The organism is Bacillus sp. PS217 (genome assembly GCF_037963535.1).
Taxonomy (GTDB): Bacteria; Bacillota; Bacilli; order Bacillales; family Bacillaceae; genus Bacillus; species Bacillus subtilis.
In genome coordinates this window covers 1,134,806-1,158,749 of sequence record NZ_CP150157.1, presented here as the reverse complement: position 1 = coordinate 1,158,749, position 23,944 = coordinate 1,134,806, and the positions used below count along the sequence as shown (strand labels likewise).

21 protein-coding genes are annotated in these 23,944 nt (G+C 46.9%); 12 read left to right on the top strand and 9 right to left on the bottom strand.

All coding sequences use genetic code 11. The features are described 5' to 3' along the window. Positions 1-21: 21 nt before the first annotated feature. Both NSQ83_RS06035 and NSQ83_RS06030 read right to left on the bottom strand, forming a co-directional pair. Complete coding sequence (locus NSQ83_RS06035; protein WP_064911682.1) at positions 22-378, bottom strand: YisL family protein; 357 nt, start codon at positions 376-378, stop codon at positions 22-24. A 115-nt stretch (positions 379-493) separates the two neighbouring features. Continuing rightward, positions 494-1,399 carry a fumarylacetoacetate hydrolase family protein gene (locus NSQ83_RS06030; protein WP_064911681.1) on the bottom strand — a complete coding sequence of 302 codons (906 nt, stop codon included), beginning with the start codon at positions 1,397-1,399 and terminating at the stop codon, positions 494-496. Positions 1,400-1,553: 154 nt separating this feature from the next. Here NSQ83_RS06030 and NSQ83_RS06025 point away from each other — a divergent pair, with 154 nt between their 5' ends. From NSQ83_RS06025 to NSQ83_RS05990, 8 genes are all read left to right on the top strand, one after another. Beyond that, positions 1,554-2,477 carry a CotH kinase family protein gene (locus NSQ83_RS06025; RefSeq protein WP_198878843.1) on the top strand — a complete coding sequence of 308 codons (924 nt, stop codon included), beginning with the start codon at positions 1,554-1,556 and terminating at the stop codon, positions 2,475-2,477. Between the two features lie 145 nt (positions 2,478-2,622). Then, positions 2,623-2,793 carry an aspartyl-phosphate phosphatase YisI gene (gene yisI / locus NSQ83_RS06020; protein WP_003233086.1) on the top strand — a complete coding sequence of 57 codons (171 nt, stop codon included), beginning with the start codon at positions 2,623-2,625 and terminating at the stop codon, positions 2,791-2,793. 422 nt (positions 2,794-3,215) lie between these two features. Continuing rightward, positions 3,216-3,437, top strand: coding sequence for a spore germination protein (locus tag NSQ83_RS06015; protein WP_003233088.1), 222 nt, complete (start codon positions 3,216-3,218; stop codon positions 3,435-3,437). Positions 3,438-3,451: 14 nt separating this feature from the next. After that, entirely contained in the window at positions 3,452-3,685 is a 234-nt protein-coding gene (gerPB, locus tag NSQ83_RS06010; RefSeq protein WP_003233090.1) for a spore germination protein GerPB, read from the top strand. Between the two features lie 22 nt (positions 3,686-3,707). Next, positions 3,708-4,325 (top strand): spore germination protein GerPC, encoded by a 618-nt coding sequence (locus NSQ83_RS06005; RefSeq protein WP_015252404.1) that lies wholly within the window; start codon positions 3,708-3,710, stop codon positions 4,323-4,325. Then, the gene (gene gerPD, locus NSQ83_RS06000; protein ID WP_003233093.1) at positions 4,322-4,498 is read left to right on the top strand and encodes a spore germination protein GerPD; all 177 of its coding nucleotides are present in this window, start codon (positions 4,322-4,324) and stop codon (positions 4,496-4,498) included. The genes NSQ83_RS06005 and gerPD overlap by 4 nt, the downstream gene beginning before the upstream one ends. Continuing rightward, positions 4,498-4,899, top strand: a complete 402-nt coding sequence (locus tag NSQ83_RS05995) for a spore germination protein GerPE (RefSeq protein ID WP_010886467.1) — start codon at positions 4,498-4,500, stop codon at positions 4,897-4,899. Before gerPD ends, NSQ83_RS05995 begins: the two co-directional genes overlap by 1 nt. A 31-nt stretch (positions 4,900-4,930) precedes the next feature. Then, on the top strand, positions 4,931-5,149 hold the full coding sequence (locus NSQ83_RS05990; RefSeq protein ID WP_003233096.1) for a spore germination protein: 219 nt from the start codon (positions 4,931-4,933) through the stop codon (positions 5,147-5,149). 36 nt (positions 5,150-5,185) lie between these two features. On the opposite strand, the gene hlpB is transcribed toward NSQ83_RS05990, so the two are convergent. From hlpB to addB, 5 genes are all read right to left on the bottom strand, one after another. After that, on the bottom strand, positions 5,186-5,488 hold the full coding sequence (hlpB, locus tag NSQ83_RS05985; RefSeq protein WP_003233097.1) for an HNH nuclease-like protein HlpB: 303 nt from the start codon (positions 5,486-5,488) through the stop codon (positions 5,186-5,188). A 13-nt stretch (positions 5,489-5,501) separates the two neighbouring features. Next, positions 5,502-8,894 (bottom strand): exonuclease subunit SbcC, encoded by a 3,393-nt coding sequence (gene sbcC, locus NSQ83_RS05980; RefSeq protein WP_198878842.1) that lies wholly within the window; start codon positions 8,892-8,894, stop codon positions 5,502-5,504. After that, positions 8,891-10,066, bottom strand: coding sequence for an exonuclease subunit SbcD (gene sbcD, locus NSQ83_RS05975; protein ID WP_003233099.1), 1,176 nt, complete (start codon positions 10,064-10,066; stop codon positions 8,891-8,893). The genes sbcC and sbcD overlap by 4 nt, the downstream gene beginning before the upstream one ends. 71 nt (positions 10,067-10,137) lie before the next feature. After that, a complete protein-coding gene (gene addA, locus NSQ83_RS05970) occupies positions 10,138-13,836 on the bottom strand; it encodes a helicase-exonuclease AddAB subunit AddA (RefSeq protein ID WP_198878841.1) in 3,699 nt (1,232 codons plus the stop codon). Next, positions 13,823-17,323, bottom strand: coding sequence for a helicase-exonuclease AddAB subunit AddB (gene addB / locus NSQ83_RS05965; RefSeq protein ID WP_198878840.1), 3,501 nt, complete (start codon positions 17,321-17,323; stop codon positions 13,823-13,825). Before addB ends, addA begins: the two co-directional genes overlap by 14 nt. 183 nt (positions 17,324-17,506) lie before the next feature. Here addB and NSQ83_RS05960 point away from each other — a divergent pair, with 183 nt between their 5' ends. Together NSQ83_RS05960 and NSQ83_RS05955 are read left to right on the top strand one after the other, a co-directional pair. Beyond that, the gene (locus NSQ83_RS05960; RefSeq protein WP_029317584.1) at positions 17,507-17,944 is read left to right on the top strand and encodes a ferritin family protein; all 438 of its coding nucleotides are present in this window, start codon (positions 17,507-17,509) and stop codon (positions 17,942-17,944) included. Positions 17,945-18,061: 117 nt separating this feature from the next. Next, positions 18,062-18,388: a four-helix bundle copper-binding protein gene (locus NSQ83_RS05955; RefSeq protein ID WP_033880479.1), complete on the top strand. Its 327-nt coding sequence runs from the start codon at positions 18,062-18,064 to the stop codon at positions 18,386-18,388. A 29-nt stretch (positions 18,389-18,417) separates the two neighbouring features. Here NSQ83_RS05955 and NSQ83_RS05950 read toward each other — a convergent pair whose 3' ends face one another. Then, positions 18,418-20,145: an SgrR family transcriptional regulator gene (locus NSQ83_RS05950; protein ID WP_198878839.1), complete on the bottom strand. Its 1,728-nt coding sequence runs from the start codon at positions 20,143-20,145 to the stop codon at positions 18,418-18,420. A 113-nt stretch (positions 20,146-20,258) separates the two neighbouring features. Between NSQ83_RS05950 and NSQ83_RS05945 the strand changes: the two genes are divergently transcribed. Together NSQ83_RS05945 and NSQ83_RS05940 are read left to right on the top strand one after the other, a co-directional pair. Then, the gene (locus tag NSQ83_RS05945) at positions 20,259-21,464 is read left to right on the top strand and encodes an MFS transporter (protein WP_198878838.1); all 1,206 of its coding nucleotides are present in this window, start codon (positions 20,259-20,261) and stop codon (positions 21,462-21,464) included. 106 nt (positions 21,465-21,570) lie between these two features. Next, on the top strand, positions 21,571-22,725 hold the full coding sequence (locus NSQ83_RS05940) for an AbrB family transcriptional regulator (RefSeq protein WP_003233112.1): 1,155 nt from the start codon (positions 21,571-21,573) through the stop codon (positions 22,723-22,725). A gap of 213 nt (positions 22,726-22,938) precedes the next feature. Here the strand turns inward: NSQ83_RS05940 and ntdR are convergent, their stop codons facing one another. After that, positions 22,939-23,928: an NTD biosynthesis operon transcriptional regulator NtdR gene (ntdR, locus tag NSQ83_RS05935; RefSeq protein ID WP_003245736.1), complete on the bottom strand. Its 990-nt coding sequence runs from the start codon at positions 23,926-23,928 to the stop codon at positions 22,939-22,941. Positions 23,929-23,944 lie beyond the last annotated feature (16 nt).

Here is a 23,944-nt window from a genome sequence, read left to right as displayed (position 1 = left end):
CCGGGTTCATAGGTTTTTCTATTAAAACAATTGAAAACCAATTGGCAAATGCAGACCGAGCAGCACTGTCAGCAAAAGGACAATGACGAAGCCGACCCACAGGCCTCCTGTTGATTTTTCTTTTTTCTTGCGGATGAGGAGCATTTCCATCAGGCCGATGGTGATAATGCCCAGAATCATTTTGCCAGCGTATTCTCCGTTCCAGTTGGCGAAACGGACAAACAGCTCAGCTCCTGTCAAAATAATAAGGATATAGAATAACCGCAGAATCATATGAGTGATTTTTGCGCCCTTTGCACTTCCTGACGAATACAGCGAGTAGCTGACGAAAAGCAGAATCAGCGCTAACACCCATGTCGTAATATGTAGGTGTGTCATATATGTTCCCCCTATCAGATAAATTACCCCACTTATAGTACCATGAACTTGTCCTCTGCCACAAAGATGATTATCAGAAAAAACGGGCGGGTCCGGGTCCGCCCTCCAGTTTTATTCAGCCAATTTGGTTTGACAGCGTTCCGATCGGGTCAATTGTAATATCAATTTTGTCACCTGACCGCAAGAATTTTGGAGGCGTAAACCCCTTGCCGACACCAGACGGCGTACCGGTGGCAATGATGTCGCCCGCTTCAAGCGTCATCCCCTTTGAGAGGGTTTCAATTAATTCCGGAATGGAAAAGATCATATCGCTTGCCGAACCGGATTGGCGCAGATCGCCGTTGACTCTTGTTTCAACCTTGAGGCGCTCTGGCTCCTGAATCGATGATTTATGTACAAGCACGGGCCCCATCGGACATGTCGTATCCAAGCTTTTTCCGATAAAAAACTGCTTATGCCTTTTTTGCAGATCACGCGCCGTGATATCATTCACAATCGTATATCCGAAAACATGGTCATATGCATCTTCTTTTGAAATGCGGGTCCCGCTTTTTCCGATCACGACAGCAAGTTCTCCCTCATAATCAAGCTGAGAGGTAACCTCTTCATGGCTCTTTACGATATCACCATGCCCCGTAACCGTTACCGGCGATTTTGTAAATACCATCGGATGCTCCGGAATATCAGCCTCGCTTCCCATTTCAATCGCGTGATCCCGGTAGTTTTTGCCGATGCAGATGATATTTTTTGATGGCTTCGGAATGGGTGCATGGAGCTTCACCTCAGATAATGAATACATAAATGATCCCAGCTCATCATTCGGTTTCTTTGCCCACTCGGCCAGCTGCCTTGCATGCGCAACGAATTTATCCCCTTCTGCGATACATTCAATCAGCGATCCCGGAATCGTCTCAAGTTCAAACAGTTTTTTTTCAGCCTTCTGCAAATCCATAATTTTCTCATCGTCAATGATCAGGCCGACAAACATTCGGTTGTAAAGTTCCCCTGTCGCAAATTTCATGTTATTCCTCCATCATCTTTTAAATCAGAATGCTCCTTCATGTATTCTCTGTCGAATGCTGAAATCCCTTTTTCTCCTTTCCGTTTTCATTTCGTTTCAGGACGGGCTTGCTCTACATATCATACAAATGTCGTTTTGAGAAGGAGGAAAGAATATGGAGCGCGTGCATTTATTTTTTCACCGGGAGCAGCTGAAAAGGAAAGGTACTGCCAAGGGGCTTTTCGTAACAGATCGATCTGTTTCTCCCATTCTTCTCACACAGCGTGACAGAGCGGAAAAGGCATCCTATGAAATCAGCTGGGAACAGTCTCTGCTTGGTGAAAGGACACTTTTTTTGAATGCAGAACAGGATGATCCGTCCCTGATGCGGCGCAGACTCGCCTATTGTTTTTTTGACCAGATCGGCGTACCTGCTCCCGTTGCCTCGTACAGCTTTCTGACCATCAATGGCCAGCCTGAAGGCATTTATTTGAACATCAAGAACCATCAGCCAGCCAGTAAAACGAGTTACGGAGTGAAGACGGCCGATCCAAGGGTTCCGTTGTCCCTTTTTAACAATGATTCCTCGGCATTCTTACATGAATTTTTCATACTGATCCGCACAGCCGGAGATGACGAATTGGCTGAAAGGATTAAATTGTATCTGGATGTCAAGCTGTTTTTTTTGTGGCTGATCGGAAACGCCTGCACCAATCAAGGCTTTTACTACACATTTTGTTTAAACGAATCCGGCCGGCTTTACGTTTCCCCGATGGAGACAAGATCGCTTGCCGTACAAGAATGGTATGACGAAGACCCGCTTCTGACAAAAGGAAAGACGCTTTCGTCAAGGCTTCTATCCATTCCCGCCTTCCGGTCGCAATATCACACATTAATGAAAAACGTGCTGAAGCGGTCGTTTACTATTGAACGATTATCTCCTCTCATCAACGAATGGCACCTTGACATTTGTCAAAGTGCTGCTGATGATCCTTTTATCAAAAAAAGCCCCTTTCAGATCGAAAAGGAGCAGACAAACATACTTAGAGAAATTGAGGAACGGCAGGACTTTTTGCAAGCACACTTAGCAAGACTTTAGTCCTTTCTCCATTAAAAAAGGCCGCAGCAAAAATTGTCGCTTTTTTAGTCAAATTGACGAAAGGCAACCTTTTGAGCCAAAATAGGTTATACTAACGATATCCTGTATTTATATCAAAATAAAATCTAGAATTGGAGATAGCGTAATGAACAGTAAAATTGAAGAAATGAGGATCACACTAATTGAAACCGCACAAAAATATGGCATGAATTCAAAAGAAACGATTCAATGCAGCCAAGAGCTGGATATCCTGCTGAATACCCGGATTAAAGAAGAAATGATTTTTGGGAGATATCTTGAAAACTCCCGTATGTAAATCATTTTCTATAACAATTAGAATACACCACATGTAACTCCGCTTTTTGCTCAGCACTTCTGGGATATACCTCAGGGCGAGAATGTGCCCGCCCAAAAATCGAATACCGCAGCACGACATACTCCAAAAAGCATTCTACACGCAAAAACACCAAAGAAATAAACAAAAATCACCATAGGCGGATAGCGGCATCCTTCGCCGCATTTCCGCTCAATTTATACCCAACATCCTCTTTTGCCATGTTTAAACATAACGGCCCGAAAAAATAAAGCGCTTTCATAAAGAGCCGATATGTCCCCTTTAAATTTCTCTCACACATATGTGCGTTTGTCATAAGCTATCGTGAATAGCCCAATTGAAATCAGAATTGTCATTTCACTTTACCTGTCTTTTTTTAATTTTTCAACAAAGGATGTGCTCGTATGCCGGCCATTGTCGGAGCGTTTAAAATTAATGCGATTGGTACGAGCGGAGTCGTTCACATCGGGGACTGCATTACGATTTCTCCTCAGGCTCAGGTCAGAACGTTTGCCGGTGCTGGCAGCTTTAATACCGGCGACAGCCTCAAGGTGATGAATTATCAAAACGCGACGAATGTGTATGACAATGATGCGGTTGATCAGCCGATCGTGGCCAATGCGTAAAAGGAGTGAGGCTCATGAACTTCTATATTAATCAAACCATTCAAATCAACTATCTCCGGCTGGAATCAATCAGCAACTCCTCCATTCTGCAAATCGGGAGCGCCGGATCAATCAAGTCACTGTCAAATTTGTATAATACAGGAAGCTATGTAGAACCGGCACCAGAAGTTTCTGGCTCAGGGCAACCGCTCCAGCTGCAGGAGCCCGACACAGGTTCATTGGTCCCGCTCCAGCCTCCTGGCCGTTAATCATATGAAAGAGGTGAAGAACATGTATGATCAATCTGTTTCCTCTTACCTGCAAAACTTAAATTCCTTCGTTCAGCAGCAGGCGATTCACATTCAGCAGCTCGAACGTCAGCTGAAAGAGATTCAAACTGAAATGAATACGATGAAACAGCGGCCGGCCACTACCATTGAGCGTGTGGAGTATAAATTTGATCAGCTGAAAATCGAAAGGCTCGACGGGACTTTGAACATCGGTTTAAATCCGACTGACCCGAACAGCGTCCAAAACTTTGACGTCAGCCAGTCGACACCGCAAATCGGGATGATGCAGCAGGAAGAGAGCGCTCAGCTCATGCAGCAGATCCGCCAGAATGTCGACATGTACTTAACCGAGGAAATCCCAGATATTTTGGAACAGCTTGAAAACCAATATGACAGCAGACTTGACGATACAAACAGACATCATGTTATTGAAGACATCAGAAAACAAATGGACAGCCGAATCCATTATTATATGTCCCATATCAAAAAAGAAGAACATACACCGCCTGCACAATATGCAGAACATATCGCTGAGCATGTGAAGCGTGATGTCATCCGCGCTGTAGAACACTTTCTGGAGCATATTCCATCAGAAATGAAAGGAGATGAGCAAGCATGATCTTTACAGTCATCAACCGCAGCTTGGAAGTCGGGGACATCCGGATGAACGGTGTGTCCAGTTCCTCCGTTTTCCACATCGGAGACACTGAATCCATTTACCTGTCTTCTATTTTTGATACACCGCCTGAATCTCTTATTATTGGGCCGTTTGCTCCGCTTGCGCCAGAATAATGCTTAAACGCATATCGCGCATCAGACTAGTTAAGTTTAATTCCCTCGGGATCGCAAGTGTGTTTCAAGTTGGCGACACAAATGAAATCGATATGAGTGTAAAAGTATTTGCTGTGCAGCGTTCTCTGTCCACGTTTTACCATAATGAAGGCTCATTTAACAAAAAGGAGTATCAGATCTTTCAGCAGCAGGCTGTGAAGCCGCTCCCCGAAACAGGTGTACAAAGCGCGTTTTGCCACGAGGTGCCGGCTATTTATGTTCGCAGCATCAAAATTCAAGGGGTCTCAGCCTCTTCTGTTTTACATGCCGGATCAGCTTCGCTTATTCGCGGTGATGCGAGACTCAAACATATCAGACAGATTCAGTCTCCGCGCTCACAATCGCCCGCCAAGAACATATAATAAACAGAGACTTCGATAAAGGGTGTCGTTTATGCCAGCAATTGTCGGGCCTATAGCTATCAATTCCATATCGGGCGGAGTCGTAAACTTTGGTGATTCCTTTTACCTTTCTCCGAAAAGCTCTTCAAAATCTGCGCTCGGTTCGGGAGCAGGAAACACGGGAGATTTCCTTCTATTAAATAATGCAGTCAACGCGACAAATTATATAGACCCCGATGTCAACGATCAGGATATGGTTGGAAACGGATAAAAGCAGCCGCTCTGCAAAGAGAGGGCTGCTTTTTAGTCATTTTTTCTTTTTTCGTTCATTTGATTTCTTTGTTTTGATCAGCTTCTCAGGCGGCTGTTTTCTGATCCATTTGACAAACCGGGCAAGCTCTGGATCGCTTCTGAGTTCAGCCATTCCGTTTAAACGTACGGCGAGCTCTTGATTGGTATATAAGGCATGAATCTGTTTATGACAAGGAATACAGAGCATCGCTGTCGGCAAAAACGTTCCGCCTTCCTCTTTCGGTGTGAGATGATGCTCTGTCAGCTGGACATCGCTCCGGCCGCACAGCTCACATATTCCGGCAGTCTGCTTTGCCATATCCGCTCCTCCCTTACATCAACTCAAGTGATACCCGCGTACCGCGGCCGCTCGGTTCAGCCGGATGGACGATCAGCTTTTTCGGAAGCCGTGCACGCAGTTCCTGCACATGGCTGATGACACCGACAGCCAGATTGTCTGACTGAAGTTTTTCCAAGGCCGTTACAACCGTATCAAGCAGATCTTGATCCAGTGTGCCGAAGCCTTCATCTAAGAAAAAGAACTGCAGCGGGTATTCCCCGCGAAGCTGAATCTGAGCAGACAGCGCAAGAGCAAGTGAAAGCGAGGTGAGGAAGGTCTCTCCTCCAGACAAACTGGAAACCGGGCGTCTTACGCCTCCATTCGCGTCATCCCGCATCACGAAGCCGCCTTCTGAATCTACTTCGATGGCATAGCGCTGTCTTGTCAGCATACTGAGTCTTGCTGAGGCGTCCCTCGCAACGCTTTCAAGCTGCTCCTCAGCTAAAAATTCAACGAAGGTATTGCCTTTAAACACAGCTTGCAGCTTGTCCAGCCTGTCGATATGCGTCTGCCATTTTTTCAGTTCAGCTTCAATTTCATTAAACCGTTTATGATGGTCGCGAATGACAGCCAGTGCTTTTGCTGCCGCGCCTTTTTCCTCTATAGCAGCGCCAAATGCGTCCTCAGCTTTTTGTAATGCTGCAACGGTTTCGTTCCATTCGCTCTCTGATAATGCTCTGCCGGCAAGTATCTCTGCTACTCGTTTTAAGTTTGCAGCATTTTGCTTCAGTTTATCCATAAACTGGTCTATGCCGGTTTTCATCTTTTCAAGTTCATCAGCTGGGATGAGACTTTGTTCAACCTCCTCAGTCCGGGTAATGGAGGTGTTTTTTGTATGCTCAAGCCAAGCAGCTTTTGCTTTTTCCAATCTGCCCTTCGCCTCTTGAAGAGTGAGCTCGCTTGCCGAAGCGCGGCTTTTCGCTTGGTTGAGCTTCATTTGGGCGCTTTGCAGTTCTTCATATAAAGATTGTTCTTTTTCCTTTAACAGCTTTAGATCCTGCTGGACAGAGCGGAGTTTGATTTGAATCGAATCTCCTTTTGCATAATCTCCGAGTTCGTGCTCATAATCAGCTATCACGCTCTTGATGCGTTCAGCCGCATAATGAAGCTCCAGCTTTTCCCGTTCAAGCCGGTGTCCAGATTCCCGCAGTTTTTCCTTTTGTGCTTCATGCTCAGCAAGAAACGCGATACTCTTCTCAATTCGTTTTTCACATTCTTCTGCAGCCCGGTCCTTTTCTTCAATGGCTTGCTGCCATTTTTCTGCTTCGTCCACAGATTGATTCTGAAATGCTTCTTTAAACATATTCAGACTGCTGTCCATTGAGGATTGAAGCTCGCTGATGATGCTTTCAATACGGTCAGCTTCTCTTTTTTCAAAACCGATTTTTTCATTAAGCTGCTCGGCCTTTTTTAAAGACTCCTGATAGGCGCCAATCATTTGTGCCATTCGTGTCTTAACAGAAAGAATGTCCTGCTTGATTCGTTTCCATTCAAATTTGGCAGTTTCAAATGCTTCATACACCGGCTGATGTTCGAAGGAAGCTGCCGCTTCAAGGTTCTGTGCTTGAATTGTCTGCAAAAACGGACACTGTTCAATAAAGCGCGCGGACTGTTCTTCAAGCGTAATTTTGGCTGAAAGAATCTCCTGGCTGAGAGCTGCAGCTTCCGTCAATAATACATCTGTCCGTTTAATGTCCTCTTCAAGATGGCTGTCGGCTTCATATGTTTCATGTACTGAGGCAGATGGATCATGATCGGTTGAACCGCATACCGGGCAAGGCTTACCGGCAGTCAGCTTTTGGGCTAACTCTTTTGTCAGCAGTGCCACCCTTGCTTTTTCACGCTGTAAGTGAAGCGTGTGTTGACTCTTTCTAGCCTCTTCCGTCATATGTGTTAATGAGCGTTCCGTTTCGCACACCAAATGGTACACAGTTTGTACAGCCTCATATGCCTGAATGATGTTGTTTTCTTCCGCTTCCGTCTTTTGAACGAGTGTATTCTTCTCTTCATTCATCTTCTGCAGCACGAGGTTCAATTCTTCACTTCGTTTTTTCTCTTTTTTGATTTGCTCCTCGGTTTGTCTGATGCGCAATGCCATTTCTGCAGCCTGATGGCAGCTTTTTCGCTCATTGGATGTCACCTGCAGGGATTTGAGCTGCTGTTTCAATTCTGTCTGTCTGTTTTGCCCTCGTGTCAGGCGGTCTGTTACCGTCTCCAATTCATTCATGACAGATTGAAGAGCCTCTTCTTTCTGCCGAAGGTCAGCCTTTTTGCGCTCTTCCTCTTGCTTGGCCTCACTCAGTTTGATTTCGATTTCCTGCAAGCGTGAAAGCTGTTCCTGTTTGGCTAAAAGCTCAGGCTCTTTCTCACTTTTATGCTGGCGCCACGCTTCATACTCTTCATGTTTTTGCTGAAAGAAAGCTGTCCGGTCTGCTAAATCCTTTTGGGCTAGCGTTTGTTCCTTTTCAGCTTGCTCCTCATGCTGGATCGCTTCTGCGTACCGGTCCGCATAGGGCTTAAGGGCTGCTGCTGTTTCTGCTTCCAGCAGGCGTTTTTGCATGCTGTCTATATGCGGCTGTTCTTCTGCGAGACGTTTTTCCTCTTCTTCATAAGCGGATTTTTCCTTTTGGACATTCCATATCTCCTGATGCTCTGTAAACCGCTCCTTCGCCTGATCACGGTTCTTCCTCATCGCTTCCAGCCGGGCTTCAGCTTGTTCGAGAGCCTTTTCAGCCTGCTCCACTGCCTCTGAGCTCGCCTCACCGAGACCGGACTGTTCAGCAAGCATTTCATTTTTTCTCGCATTGGCTTCCTGCGCCTGCCGTCTCAGCTTTTTCACAAGCCTGTCTCCATATTGCTCCAAATTAAATAAACGCTGAAGCATATGCCTGCGCTCTGCCCCTTTTAAAGACAGAAATTCAGCAAATTTCCCTTGGGGCAGCACCACCGCTCTCGTAAAATCGTCGATCGTCAGCCCTAAGAGCTCCTCAACTCTTTTATTCACTTCGCTGGCTTTATCAGCCAGCACCGTATGCTCGTCCTTGATTTCGATGAAGCGGCAAAGTGCCGTTTTTACCTTCATTTCATCCGTTCTCTTAAACACACGCTCGACTTTGTATGAGATTTGGTGATTCGTCTGAAGCGCAAAGGTAAAGGAAACAGACAGCGTATCTTCCGCCTGGTTTAAGATACCGTGCGTATTATTCGCCGCCCGTTCCACCTTTCCGTATAAAGCAAGCGTCATTGCGTCAAGAATAGAGGATTTACCGCTTCCTGTCGGACCGAAAATGCCGAAAACACCGGCACCGGAAAGGCCTTCAAAATCTATCGTCTGCTCCTCTCTAAAGCTGTGGAGCCCCTTAATGCTTAAGGCGATCGGCTTCATTTCGCATCCTCCTCTTCAACGCCTGATGCAAGCTCTAAAAACAGCTTCACCATTTCTTCATCCGGCACCGCACCGCCAGTTTGTTTTTCATAAAATTTCTTAAAGCGGTCCTCGATTGAGACATGTTTAACCTCGATCCGTTCCCGGTCTTTGTTCTGTTCTTCAAAAACCGGCCTGATATGGATAAAGCCCGGGTGCGCCTTCCGCAGCCTGTGAATCTCTTCAAGTGACAGCTGGTCCGCGACACGGATTTCCAAGTCAATCCAAGCATTCTGATCTCTGCCTTCATCCAGCCAGCTGTACACCTCACTTAATCCATTTGCCGCTTTCCACTTCACAAGTGGCTTGCCGCTTGATAATAACACCTCTTGCCAAGTGGCCTCTTCCCCAGGCTTTGCGTCCACAATCGTCACTGATTTAGCATAGCCCGCTTCAGAAAAGCTGTAGGCGAGCGGAGATCCTGAATAACGCGCAAGCGTCCGCGCCCGCTTGATCGTTTGCGGGCGATGCAAATGGCCGAGCGCAACGTAAGCGGCATCTGCCGGCAGGCTTTCAGCAGCCACCGTGTATGCACCGCCGACTTCAATCGGCCGCTCTGAATCGGTTTGGTTTCCGCCTGCCACATAAATATGGCTGGCGGCAATCTTCACTGCATCGGTCCGGAACCGGCTTGTCATATGCTCAAACGCCTGCCTGATTTTCACATCATAGTGATCACGGAGCAGCTTTTCATCAAACGTATCGGATAGCACTTCATTTAACCGCGCTTCAGATGGGTACGCCAGTGCTCCAACCGCCAAAAGCTCTCCTGCTGAAGGCACTTCAATATGAATCGGCTCTGTTGTCGGATAACCGATTAAATGAATGCCGTTTTCATGTGTCAGCGGTGAAGCGGCGGACAAACGGTCAGGATTATCGTGGTTTCCGGCAATGACGACGATCGGGCGCTTTCCTCTGTCGCTAAGCGCAGACAGGCTTTCATAAAACAGCTGCTCGGCTAAAGCTGGCGGGTTTACGGTGTCAAATGCATCCCCCGCCATTACAATGGCATCGATCTGCTCATCCTTTACAATCGTATTCAGTTCATCCAGCACATCGGCCTGTTCACTCAGCCTGCTTCTTCCTTCAAGCGTTTTTCCAAGATGCCAGTCAGCCGTATGTAAAATCCGCAAATGCTTTCACCTCTCTTTTATATAGAAAACGAGACCCGCTCCGCCTGAAATTCCGGAGCTTATGGATCTCGCTATAATGTCAGAATGTGCCCTCCGTCAAAGAAATAAAGCGCACATCCCTTTACCTTTGTTTTTGCAATTTGCTCCACTGCCTTCGTGTACAGCTGAATTTGCGTTTCATATCGTTTCTTCAAGATCGGGGCCGCTCCTTCAAATCCATGCTGGAATTTGCCCTCAATCCGGTCCGACTTATAATCCAATAGATATAATCCGTCCTCAGTTTCATAGAGACAGTCAATGATACCCTGCACTAAAAGCGGCTCATCTGCCTCGTGTGCATCAGGATAGATCTCCTTGGCCGGAAGCGCTAAGCTGAATGGTATTTCCCGGTCCTTCCACTTTGCGCCGATCAGCTGTCCGCCGATTTCTGTATGGAAAAATTGCACGATTTCTTCTATATCAATAGCGTCTTTTTGTTCTTCAGTGAGAAGTTCTTTTTCATAAAGCCTGTGAACCGTCTGCTCAGCTTCTTCTATCGACGGCACATGTGACAGCGGGATATGCTGCATAACCGTATGCATGGCAGTCCCTTTCTCTGCCGCTGTCAGGCCTTTTTTCATCATAAAAGCGGGACGTCTGTACAGAATGCTTCCATCAGCCGGTTTTACAGGGGCCCTGCCGCTGTATTCATCCTCGTACTCTCTTTTTCTTTTGATCTCAGAAACCGATTGCTTTGTCCGAATTTGCGTCACCTCGTGATGCGGGTATGTCCAGCTCAGCTGCTCGCGGGCTTTTTCATCAAACGCAAACGAGCCGGGAACTGGTTCACCTCGACGGATCGCTTCTAGGCGCTCGCTTTTTTCTTCCATTCTTTCTTCCAGATCATCATCAAGCAAATCATAGGAATGGATCATTTGAACGGCAAAACGAGCCGGGTGATCTGAGATGTCAGCGTGTGCTGGCACACCAGCCAAATCCTCCAAGTCTCTGTGCCTGGCAAGAGCCGGCCCGATGAAATCTAGATACGTTTTCGCCTGATAGCGGTCAAATTCTGGCAGAAGCCAATCAGTTTGGGACGCGGATGCCTGCCATTTTGCAAGCTGTTTCTGATGATCCTTACATGAGCCAATCAGAAACAGCTTTTCCTTCGCTCTCGTTAATGCAACATAGAGAACACGCAATTCCTCTGACAGCAGCTCCCTGCGCATTTTTTTCTTCATCGCAATGAGCGGAAGTGTCGGATAGCTGATGCGTAATTGCGGATGAATATACTTCGTGCCAAATCCGAGCTCCTTATCCAGCAGGTACGATTTGTTCAAATCCATCATGTTGAAATTCCGTCCGAGACCCGCTGCAAACACGACTGGAAATTCGAGCCCTTTGCTGCTGTGGATCGTCATTAAGCGGACAACATCCTCCTGCTCGCTGAGCGCTCTCGCCGTACCAAGATCATCACCCCGCTCCTGCATGCGTTCGATAAACCGCAGGAAGCGGAACAAGCCTCGAAATGCTGTTGATTCATATTGACGCGCCCTGTCATAAAGAACACGCAAATTGGCCTGGCGCTGTTTTCCGCCCGGCATGCCGCCGACATAATCCATATATTTGGTGTCGCGGTACACTTCCCAAATCAGCTCAGATACTGAGTGGTTTTTCGAAAACGCGCGCCACTTTTGCAGATGTCCGTAAAACGTATTTAGCTTTTGATAAAGCTCATCGTTCCGGTCACCAGCAGCCAGGTAGTCTTTCATCGCCTCATAGTACGGCGCTTTTTTATTTTCAAGCCGGATCAAAGACAGCTCGTTTTCATCTGCTCCGACAATCGGTGAGCGCAGAACAGAGGCAAGCGGTATATCCTGATACGGATTATCAATCACCTTCAGCACAGAAAGCGCGACGGCGACTTCGACCGCTTCAAAATAGCCTGACGTTAAATTGGCGTAAACCGGTATGCCCTGTGCTCTCAGCTCCTCCATGATTTGTGGAGCCCACGGCATCGAACGGAGCAAAATCACGATATCTCGGTATTGAATATTGCGATGTGTTTTCTTTTTTCCGTCATACACCTTAAATGGCGATGAAATCAGCTTGCGAATTTCCTTAGCGATGGCTTTTGCCTCAAACTGCACCGTTTCAAGCTCTTCTGCTTCCTCGCTTGCATCCGTATCTTCTGCGTTGTCGATCAGCAGCAGCTCTGTTTCCGTCTCGTCATTGTCCGGATACGCCGCACCAAGCTTCAGCTCAGCCTGCTCGTCATAATCCACCTCACCGATTTTGCCGCCCATCAGCTGTTTAAATAAAAAGTTGGTGCTGTCTAAAATATCAGCCCGGCTTCGGAAATTTTTATTTAAATCGATTTTCCGCCCCGTGCCTTCTCCACTCTCTGTAAACCGTTTGTATTTAGAGAGGAAAAGAAGCGGCTCCGCAAGCCTGAATCGATAAATCGACTGTTTGACATCTCCTACCATAAACAGGTTGCCAGTCTCCTCCGGCCCGCTTGTGACGAGCTGCAGAATCGATTCCTGCACGAGGTTGGTATCCTGATATTCGTCAACGAGCACCTCATGAAACTGTTCCTGATAAAACCTTGCAGCCTCGCTCGGCCCACGTTCACCTTTGTCATTCTCAGCTGTCAAAATCGCTAAACAGTAATGCTCCAAATCAGAAAAATCGATGATTGATTTCTCCTGTTTCGCAGCTTCGAATCGTTTTCCATAGCTGATGACAAGCTGTACGAGCGTTTCAATGACAGGCTTCATCTCGGCTAGGCTTTTCAAGTGCTGTTCAGGACTTCGCGTGAAGTAGTCGGTTTTGAGCTTTTCAAGCAGTTTTTTTGCGCCGTTTCTCAAATCTGTCGCCTCATCAAGGAGCGCTGGATCGAACTCATCCCCTTTTACTGCTTTGGCACGCTTAAAAGAGACGGCGGGCACCCGCTTATATAGTTCACTGAAATCGCCCTGATGCTGAATCAGTTCATCAATCTGCGCAAGATCATCAAGAAAATTGTCAGCACGCGGCGCCGGGCCGCCCGGCGCTTTCGTCAGCTCAAGCGCGCGCAAGAGCTTTTCCTTCGCCCCGTTAAGCACCATTGCAATATCTTCTTTGACATATTGATAAAACGGCAGCTCCTCGATGGCGTTCTTTTCTGATACATCATACAAATGAACAAAGCTTTCCAGCCACGCCTCCGGGTTGGGATGGGATCGGGAATACTCGTACACCTGTTTAACGAGAAATTGCAGATCCAGATCATGCCGGTCTGTCGTATAGCGGTCAACAAGCTCAAAAAACGCCTTTTCGCCCTTTGCGTATTCGTCTTCAAACAGCTCGTCAAGCACTTCATCCCCGAGCAGCTCGCCTTCCGTCTGATCAGCTATCCGAAAGCCCGGATCAAGATCGATCAAGTAGTAATATTTCTTCAGCACTTGCAGGCAAAAGGAATGGAGCGTCGAAATGCTGGCCCGGTTTAAAAGAGACAGCTGGCGTCTAATATGCAGCGAGCCGGGGCGCTGTACAAGCTCTTTTTCCAAGGCTTCTGCGATTCGGTGCTTCATCTCTGCCGCTGAGGCGTTTGTAAATGTCACAACGAGAAGACGGTCTACATCTATTGGGTTTTCCTCCGCGGTGATTTTCCGAATCATTCGTTCAACGAGCACAGCGGTTTTACCAGAGCCCGCAGCCGCTGCCACAAGAATATCCTGGCCGGTTGAAACAATGGCATTCCATTGGTCATCTGTCCATGTGCTGTCTGCCGGTTTAGGAATGTTCATTGCCATCCGCCTCCTTTTTTATCCACTCAAGTATCGTCTTGTCCTTTTCAGCCTTTAATGGGCGATACTCGTTTTCTTCCAGTGATTCATCAAATTGGCATACTGATTTGAACGCACAGTATGTGCACGGCGTCTTGTTCTTCATTTTGTACGGCTCAATGGATACGCGTCCGTCGGTGATTTGTTCGCCCGCTTTCTGGAAGGTGCGGCGCACATGCTTTGTCAAAAGATCAAATTCCTTTTCACCGACTGCGGCCGAGTCTGATCTAAGAGATCCGTCTTTTTTCAAGCCGGCGTTTATGATATTTGACCGTCCCTCTTGAAGGGTTGTATCCATGAGGCGAACCACTTCCTGATCACCGAGGAGCAAGCCCTTCATTTTAAATTTCTTAAAGATCTCCTGTTCAATCTCGTCAAGCCCAAGCGGGAGATTAGATTGAATCATCGGGTCATGAATATGGAAATACAGCACTCCGGCAGGCGTCGCCCTCATCCCGAGCCAGTCAGCTGAATGTGTAATCGATAAATCAAGGTACGTCAGCATTTGCAGTGCCAATCCGTAATATACTTCCGCTAAGTCAAGGCCTTTGTCGCTTGATTTATAATCGACAATCCTGAGGAGCAGGCCTTTTGAGCTTTCAGCCTTATCAACACGGTCAATTCGCCCGACGAGTTCCATCGTACAGCCGTTTTTCAGTTGAAAGGTCAGCGGCGGAAGCGGCCCTTTTCCTCCAAAGCCCAGTTCAAGCCCGATCGGTACGAATCCGCTCGCTTTCGCATGCTCGCTTAAAATGCCGGACACACGTGTCACAATTTTTTGCAGTTTTTCCTTCACATAATAATGCCGGTTTGAGCTGAGCAGAATTTCCTTTTGCAGTTTCGGTGCCAGCCGCTCTACCGCATCATAGGAAAACAGCTCGCACTGCTCCTTCGTTAAATCGCGCCAATCCAGCTTTTGCTCACGCAGCCTGTCAGAAATCAGCTTTAAGCTGGAATGAAACAGCTGGCCGATATCCGGTGCTTCAAGCTTGAAGAATTGCCGTTCCTTCAAATGCAGCCCGTGTGACGCAAAATGGGAAAACGGGCATGCGTTAAAGGTTTCCATTCTCGATACACTGCCCTGAATGCGTTCACCATAGAGCTGTCTCGACACGCTGCGTTCAAGCTGCTTCACTTCATTCCGGAAAAACAGGCTTGAGAACAGCTTTTTCGATTGCAGCCTGTCCGGCTCACTCATCAGCACGTTGTACGTGCTCCACCAGACGTCGCTGATGTCGTATTCCCGAGTCCATAACCTGAGCTGGCTCGCGGTAAAGGACTGTGCCACGCTTTTATTCACAACATACATCAGCTGTTCCTCATCGCTGACCTGTTCAGGTTCATTTGTTAACAGGCGCTCCTTATGATGCGGAAACAGTTCTTCCAGCCGCTTAACGATCATCGACGGCAAAAGCGTTTTTCCTTCCGCATCAGCAATCGGATACGATACGTAAAGCCGGTCAGACGGACTTGAAAACGCCATGTAGATGAGGAAATGCTCATCAAGCAAACGCTCCCGTCCGCCTGAGGATAGCTCAACCCCAATCGTTTTCAGCCATTCCCGGTCATCATCCGACAGGACCCCGTTTTCATCAGGGCGTGCCGGCAGAACGCCGTCGTTTGCCCCGAGCACAAAGGTGCAGGAGGTGCCATACATTCTGGACAAATCCATATTGCCGACAAACACCTGGTCAAGCGCAGGCGGAATTAGAGAAAATGTAAGCGACTCCGCGCCGGTTTCTATCATTTGCTGAAACAAATCAAGAGAAATCTCATCATCTCCCATCATTTCAACAAACTCCTCAAGCAGCTGAATGACTGCGTCCCACGCCTGCTGATGCTGCTGCGCTTCAATGATTCTGCCGTCTTCCTCAGCACGCTGCCTTTCCTGATCCAGCTTCAGCGGCACATCCGTCTCTTCTAAATAACGATAGAGCGCCTCCGCCTTCTCTTGAACCGTCTTCGCTTTTTTCATGCGTTTTTGAAGCTGAAAAAGCGGCGGAACAATCCAATCGCGGGTGTCATTCAACATGTTTTCCATTTCGATTTCCTGATCAGTCTGCGCAAAATCATCATCCAATGACACAAAACGCCTGTATTGGAACCGATCGCCCTTTGTCCAGCGGTCGCCTTTAATACCATAGGCGATACAGTAATTTTCGAGCTGATCGACCTGTTCTCTCACTTTGGCCTTCGGTTCATTGAGCGGGAATAGCAGTTCGGTTTTCACGCAGCGAAACACCGCTTCATAACGCCAATTCCCTTTCAGAACATCAAGGCTTGACCGGATAAATTCAATTAACGGATGGTTCAGCATGGATGCTTTTCCGTCAATGAAATAAGGAATCTCGTAATCTGCGAAAACTTCCTTCACCATATCCTTGTAGTCTTCCGGCTGGCGCGCAAGAATGGCTACATCCTTATAGCGATATCCCTTCTCTCTGACTAGGGCGTGAATTTCCCGGGCAATGCCTTCCAGCTCAGCTCGTCTGTTTGCGGCCTGCATCACAGTAAGGGCTTCTTGTTTTTCTGCGTATGGAACGGCCGGACGCGCTTCATACTGTGCCTCTAGATGCGCCAATTCCGGCGTCTTTGTATGCCGCTCAGTCCCGCTCAGCTCTTTATACGTAATGTCCAAATTCAGTTCCTTCGCCTTCTGATGCAGGCGGTAATAGGTTTTCCCCGTCATTCTGAACAATTCCAGTTCATGCGGCTCCCGCTCATATGACGGCTTGTCCGCTGTGAGCGAAAACGTGATATGCTCCGCATGAACCATAAGCTGCTCCAACACCCTGAATTCCTGCGGTGTAAACTGATAAAAGCCATCCACATAGATATGGGCGCCTTTTATATCTTCCGCAAGCGGGATATGCTCTGCCAGCAATGTCAAATAATCCTCAGAGTGAAGATATTGATCTGCGAGGCTTTTTTCCATTTGCTGATACAGAATTGATAAGTCATGGAGCTTTTCAGATAAAACACGTTCTCCACGATACTCGGAAGCCGTTCCGCTTTCCGCCATCCGGCGGATATCCTCCGGTTCCAGACAATAGCGCTTAAACTCTGTCAGCATCCGCTCAACCTGTGCGGTAAACCCGCTTTTGTCACTCGCTTTTTGATAGACTTTGAACTCCTGTTTATGCTCCTCAATGAGCTTCCGCAGGAGCATTTGTACGCCGGTGCTCGTCAGAAACGGCCTGCTCATTCCTCCCGTATGCTGGAGGACGCGCCAGGCCAATCGTGAAAAACTGAACACTTGAGCGCGTATCATCCCGCCCATATCTGGCGTTTTAGCAAGCTCGTATTCCATTAAAAACGTCATTTGATCCGGGACTAGAAAAATGATCGGCTTCCCGAATGGAGCCCGGCGCAATTCATCCTGAATGCTGTTGATGATCAGCTTCGTTTTTCCACTCCCGGACCTGCCTACTAAAAACTCTGCTCCCAAATTAGAATACCCCTCTCTTTTTATCTCTATATATTTTATCGAATGTTGACCAAAATGACCAATCTGATCTATTGGTAAAAACGGCCTTTTCACATATAAAAAGCTGATTACCTCCGCACATCTCTCCCTGCCCAACATATACTTTTACAGAAGCCCAATTCCTAAGAATGGAGTTGAATCCCCTTGCATTACAGCTACTATCCCTATCCGGTGCCATACAGGGAAGATCCTGGTTTGATTCGGAATTTGCAGAAGGCCATCAACGGAGAATTCAGTGCCATTCAATGCTACCGCAAGCTCGCCGAACTCGCCCACAGCGATGAAGTCAGAAAACAGATTGAAGAAATCAGGCGTGACGAGATTCGCCACCTCCGTGAATTTTCCACACTGTATGGTTCAATTACCGGCAAACACATCATGCCGAAACAAACGGAAGAATGCCCGGACAATTTCACAAGAGGACTGGACGCCGCTTTTAAAGATGAACAAGAAACCGTCGACTTTTACTTGCGTGCGGCCGAGGAAACGTCAAACTTAAAAGCGAAAGGCGTCTTTACGCGCGCAGCACGTGATGAACAAAATCACGCTGTCTGGTTCCTATACTATCTGATGGAACGTTAGATATACCCGTTCAGGGTATATGTACATATCCCCTTAGCTAAAAACACACTCCCCTGTTTTTTTCAAATGCAGCCGGGAAACATAAAACCATATACTGTCATACAGGGGGAATCAACCATGGAGCAATATTCTGAAGCTTGTATTGAGGCTTGCATCGATTGCATGAAGGCTTGCAATCATTGTTTCACTAAATGCTTGCAAGAAAGCGTGCAGCATCATCTCAGCGGCTGCATCCGGCTTGACAGGGAATGCGCGGATATTTGCGCGCTGGCGGTCAAAGCCATGCAAACGGACAGCCCGTTTATGAAAGAAATTTGTGCACTTTGCGCCGATATTTGTGAAGCATGCGGCACTGAATGCGGAAAGCACGATCATGATCATTGCCAAGCATGTGCGAAAGCCTGCTTCACCTGTGCTGAACAATGTCGCAGCATGGCAGCGTAAAAAAGAGGGTTCAAAAAAGAACCCTCTTTTTATTTGGACAGCCATACGGAGTACAAATCAATCCATCCCTCTTCATCAAGCACCAGGCCTTTTACATTTTTACTTGATGTCACCTGGAGCACATTTTGATACAGCGGGATCGCATTCAGCTCCTGTATCATCTGCCGGTCAATGTCACGCAGGATGTTGATTCTCGAACAACGGTCAGGCATGGAAAACATCTGCTCTGTCATTCCTGAGCATATCTGTGTCAGCTTTTCAGATAGATGCTGATACAAGAAACTGTTCTCCGACAGCAGCAAATGCAGAAAACCAAACTCGCTGTCTTGATAAAACGTCGCACTGTCATGAATGATATCCGCCATCTGCACGATTTCCGGCCGTCGCAGATCAGCAGCATCACAGAATTGAAGTGTAAGCCTGATACCGTGCTGGGCGCAAATATTTTGAATCCATTCGGCGTCCTCACGATGATCCGTTTCCGAAAAGGTATAAAGCACGATTGTTTCGCCCTCGTATCCGCTTTTCTTCAACAATTCAGATGGTGAAACGCCCTCCCACTCAAAAGAACTCGGTTGCAAAAAGGACGTAACCGGGATTCTTCGGTGCCCTCCCGCTTCACGAACGAGCCGTTCAGAGGAAATCAGCAGCCGGAGCGCTTTTCTAAAGCTTCGGTGCTGAAGAGGCCCCTTCTTTTTTAGATTAAGCGACAAATACTGAACATGCCGCTCATCAAAAACAGTTTGCTGCTCAGGGCATGTTTGTTTTTCTTGAATGGTAAAACCGTTCATCTCTCCGGCTTGCTCAGAAAAAACAAACTCAACGCGATCCAAATAGGGGCGTCCCTTGAAGTAGCGCTCATTGGCTTCAAGCACAAGCATCCCGCTGTGTTGCTGATTCACCTGAAAAGGCCCTGTTCCATTTTTCCCGCCGCCCTGTTCTGCCGGCAGTATGGACAGCCGTTCATCACAAAGAGCATACGGCAAAAGCGCATTCGGCTTATCGAGTATGAGTTCCACACAATAAGGGCCCTTTTCTAAGACTTGTTTCACTCCGTGCAGAAGCCATTTATACGGGTTGTCACCCAGTTCCAAAAAGCGCTGAAACGTAAACGCAACGTCCCGCGATGTCAGCTGCTGTCCATTATGAAATGACACACCTTTTCGAAGAAAAAATCTCCATTGTTTTTTTTCGACCTCTTCCCATCCATGAACCAAATGAGGCTTTGGCTCCTGCATATCCGAATCAAACGTGAAGAGTGTATCAAATATCTGTTTGACGAAATGGCCCTCAGACCGCAAAAATATTTGGCATGGATCCAAACTGCTGACAGATTCGGGCGTGATGAACAGCCGCAGAACATCCTTCGCCCCATTCTCGCCTGTCTCCGTCACAAATCCAAATACCTCTGAAAGCCACATGTTATATTCGTTTTGAAGCCCCGGAAACGCGGACTGATACTGCTGAAGCAGCTCCTTTGCCTTTTTAAGCTTTCCTGACATGGTATATTCCTTTGCAGTTTGAAGAAGCAGTTCCTCAGGCCTCCGAAGAAACGCGATTTTAGATTTGCGGCCGCGCCCCGCCCCGCTTTCCCGGATAATCCAATTGCTGTTCTCCAGCTTATGTAAAATGAGCTTTGCATTTCTTTCTGTACAAAATAAACAGTCGGCAATCTCAGTGAGCGTCATTTCGTTCATTTGCCCATACTCGGCGCAGCCTGTTTTTACAAGCGCCACGTAGTGCTCTATCAGCTTCAATCCCCGCACCTCCCGACAAAAGGGGAACTTTTATCTCTTCTTTTCTTCACTTTTTGGGCCGCCGCCCCTTCTATACACTACTACTATATCAAACAGCGAAAGGCGGCGATCACATGTTGACCAGTTTTCACTCTATAAAATCGAGATATACCGCTCCCGTTCGGCTCCGCTTTTTCGGCGAATTGCTGACAAGCCTGACAGGTGCAATGATGGGACCTTTTATGGTGCTGTATCTGCATGAACAATTAAACGGCAGTATCATGATGCCAATGCTGATCATCAGCCTTCAGCCATTTGCTGATATTTTCCTGACGCTCGCTGCAGGACGGGTGACGGACCGGCTTGGGCGGCGCACAGCGATTTTGACCGCATTGCTTCTTCAATCAGCGGCAATGACAGGGTTTGTATTTGCTGAGCATGCGTATGTTTTCGCTATTCTCTATGTCATGAATGGCATCGGAAGATCGTTGTACATTCCCGCTTCCCGCGCCCAAATCGCTGAAAGCACGCCGGAAAGCAGACGTTCGGAAGTGTTTGCGGTCATCAATGCGATCTATTCGACGGGTCTGACGGCAGGACCGCTAGTGGGGATGCTGCTGTACAATCATAACCCCGTGTGGATATTCGCATTAGATGCTGCAGCATTGTTTATCTACTTTCTGATCGCTGCACTGAAACTGCCTGAGACAAAGCCGCTATACCCAGCTGTTACCCCGAAAATGTCCGCGAGCTTTACAATATACAGGCCTGTCCTGCTTCTTTTGCTGCTCTCTCTCCCCATCAGCATGTTATATGCACAATCAGAAACAACATACAGGCTGTTCAGCAAAAACATGTTTTCTGATTATCTGTCCATGCTGACCATCTATTCAGCAGCAAAAGCTTTATTCAGCTGTGTTCTCCAAGTACCTCTTGTCAAAGGGACCGAAAAGCTTTCAATGAAAACGATCCTCTTCATTACTTATATTTGCTACACCCTTGCGGCTGCCGGTTTTGCATGCTCAACCTCCCTGACAATGCTTTTAGTGACGGCAGCGGTGATGACGGTTGGCGAAAGCATCGGGCTAACCCACATCCAGACCTTCATATCAAAATTGGCGCCGCCTCATTTGCTGGGCCGGTTTTATGCTGTCTATGGTCTGCATTGGGATATATCCCGCTCAATCGGACCGCTGGCAGGCGGGCTGATCCTGACATCATTTGGCGGAGAAGTGATTTTTTACGCTCTTGCCGTGTGTCTGCTGACAGCGGGTTTATCTCTGACTTACACAATAGAAAAGCTCAAACACAAGGTCATAAGAAAAGTGAATCGCTTATAGAAAATAATTCATAATTTCTTTATCAACAAAAATATACTATAGTAATAAATACATTCACTACGTGAACAATTGGAGTGTTACGTGAAAAAGGAAGAAGGGTTTTACATTGAAGAAAGACGAAAATCTCCTCAAAGATCTATGGTTTATCGCAATCAGTGCAGCCGGGGGGTTTATTCTTTCATTAACCGGAATATCAATTGGATGGATGATCGGAACACTGATTGTCGCCTGCTGCCTCGCCATGATACGGCCGGCATGGCTGATGATGGCACCAGACCAAAAAGGAATTAACCGACGATGGCTCGCCCTCGGGCAGATGATCCTCGGCATCGAATTGGGCCAAAAGCTGAATTTATCCGTTCTCTCTGTTCTCAAAGACCATTGGTTTTCAGTCGGCGTTATGCTGATATTGTCTATCCTGCTGGCCATGCTGTCAGGATATGTGCTTTGGCGTTTCAGCAAAACGGATATGATGACTAGCTTTGTCGGCACCGCTCCCGGCGGGCTTTCAGCCATGCCGAGCATCGCACAGGAAGTAGGCGCCAATACCGCTATAGTCAGCCTCGTTCAAATGATGCGTGTGCTGCTCGTGGTGCTTTCCATTCCGTTTTTAGTCATTCTGATCTATACAAAACAAGATCGTACCGCAAGTGCCGCAGCAGAGACGATTTCTTCTGCAACGACAGATTTTAGGCTCGCTCCCGTTTTGTGGACCGTCATTCTTATTCTCGCTGCCTGGGGAGCTTGCAAAGCTGCGAAATTTTTAAAATTTCCAGCTCCATGGCTGCTCGGCAGCATGCTCGGTGTAGCAATTGTACATGTTGGCGGAGCTGCGGTGACAGGGCACGACATGACGGCATGGTGGCCGTCACAAGCTAACCATGTATCACAAGTATTTCTCGGGGCAACGATCGGCTCTAAGATGTACAAAAGCATGTTTGCCGGCGTCACCCGTATTATCATCGTCGGGTTTGTCTCGTCCGTCGGTTTAATCGCAGCAATGTTTTTGAGCGCCGTGATCGTTTCCGAGCTGACAGGAATTTCGCTCATCACTTCTGTTCTGGCATTTGCGCCCGGCGGGATTGCAGAGATGGCGACGACGTCAGTTACCTTACACGCTGATTCCACCTTTGTCGTTGCGGTTCAGGTCATTCGCGTCATTCTGGTTATTGCCCTGCTGCCGCCGTTTTATCGTCTGCTTCACCATCTTCATGGTGAAAAAAAAGACAAAAAGAGCTCAATCAGCGGCAGTAGTGCCTAGTTGAAAAAAAGGTTCAAGAACTTTTAATTCGCAAACCATCGAGATGGGGAAATATAAGCGGATATTTCGTTGTTAATGGATCAGGTTTGAAGTGAGTGCTGCCAGAGGGTGAAATGAAAGAAATAATTGACGACTTACGATTGAAAAAGAGGTTAAAATGAATAACCTCTTTTTCTTATATAAAGATATAAAATGATAAAGGGAAATCTATCGTTACGTTGATTCTCTTATAATAAGCTTTGTTGGCAGTTTAATAATTCTTCTGTTTAAAGAGGCATTACCCGAAATGGACTCGATGATTTTCAACACAGCCTGTTGGCCTAATTCTATTACGGGGATATCAATTGTTGTTATGGTCGGAGTAACGACTTGGCAAATCAATTGGTTGTCAAAACCAATTACAGCTAAGTCTTCTGGAACTTTAAAGCCATTTTTCATCGCCTGTTTAATAATCCCTGCGGCGACTTGATCATTTCCTGTAAATATTGCTGAGGGTCTGTCCTTTAGATCCTTTATCTTATGAAAAACACGAAAGCCATCCTCGATATTAAACATTTCGCCGAATATCCATTCGCTTCTATGATGTAAATTGTAATCTTGTAAAGCTTTCAAGTAACCCTCTTTCCTCTGACATTGAGCTTCGCTATATGGAGTATCAAAACAAAACCCAATTTTTTTATGCCCTCTTTCAATTAAATGTACTACCCCCATGTATGCGGCTTCAAATTCATCATACCCAATTATCGTGATGTCCGCTGAGTGATGATATTCATTACATAATAAGATAGGACCATACTTTAAGAAAGGGGATATCTGATCCCATTCATTTTCTAAAGTTCCAAGAATAATGCCATCCACTTCTTTATGTTTCAATAACTCTAATAATTCTAGCTCCGTCTGTTTGTCATAAAAGGTCTGAAATACAATTACCTTGTAATTCTTAAACAGTGCTTCATGAGAGACCCCTTTTATTAATTGAGCAAAAAATGGATGGTCGATACTCGGAACCGATAAAGCTATCGTTTGTGTCTTATTTCTCCTAAAATTCCGAGCTAAATAATTGGGAGTGTAGTCAAGTTCGTTAATTGCCTTTAAGATCATATCTCTTTTTTCTTTCGACACATACGGATGATTATTCAATACTCTTGACACTGTGGTTTTAGACACATTGCATAATTTTGCTATTTCATCAATTGTAGGCATATTTTCCCTTCCTTAA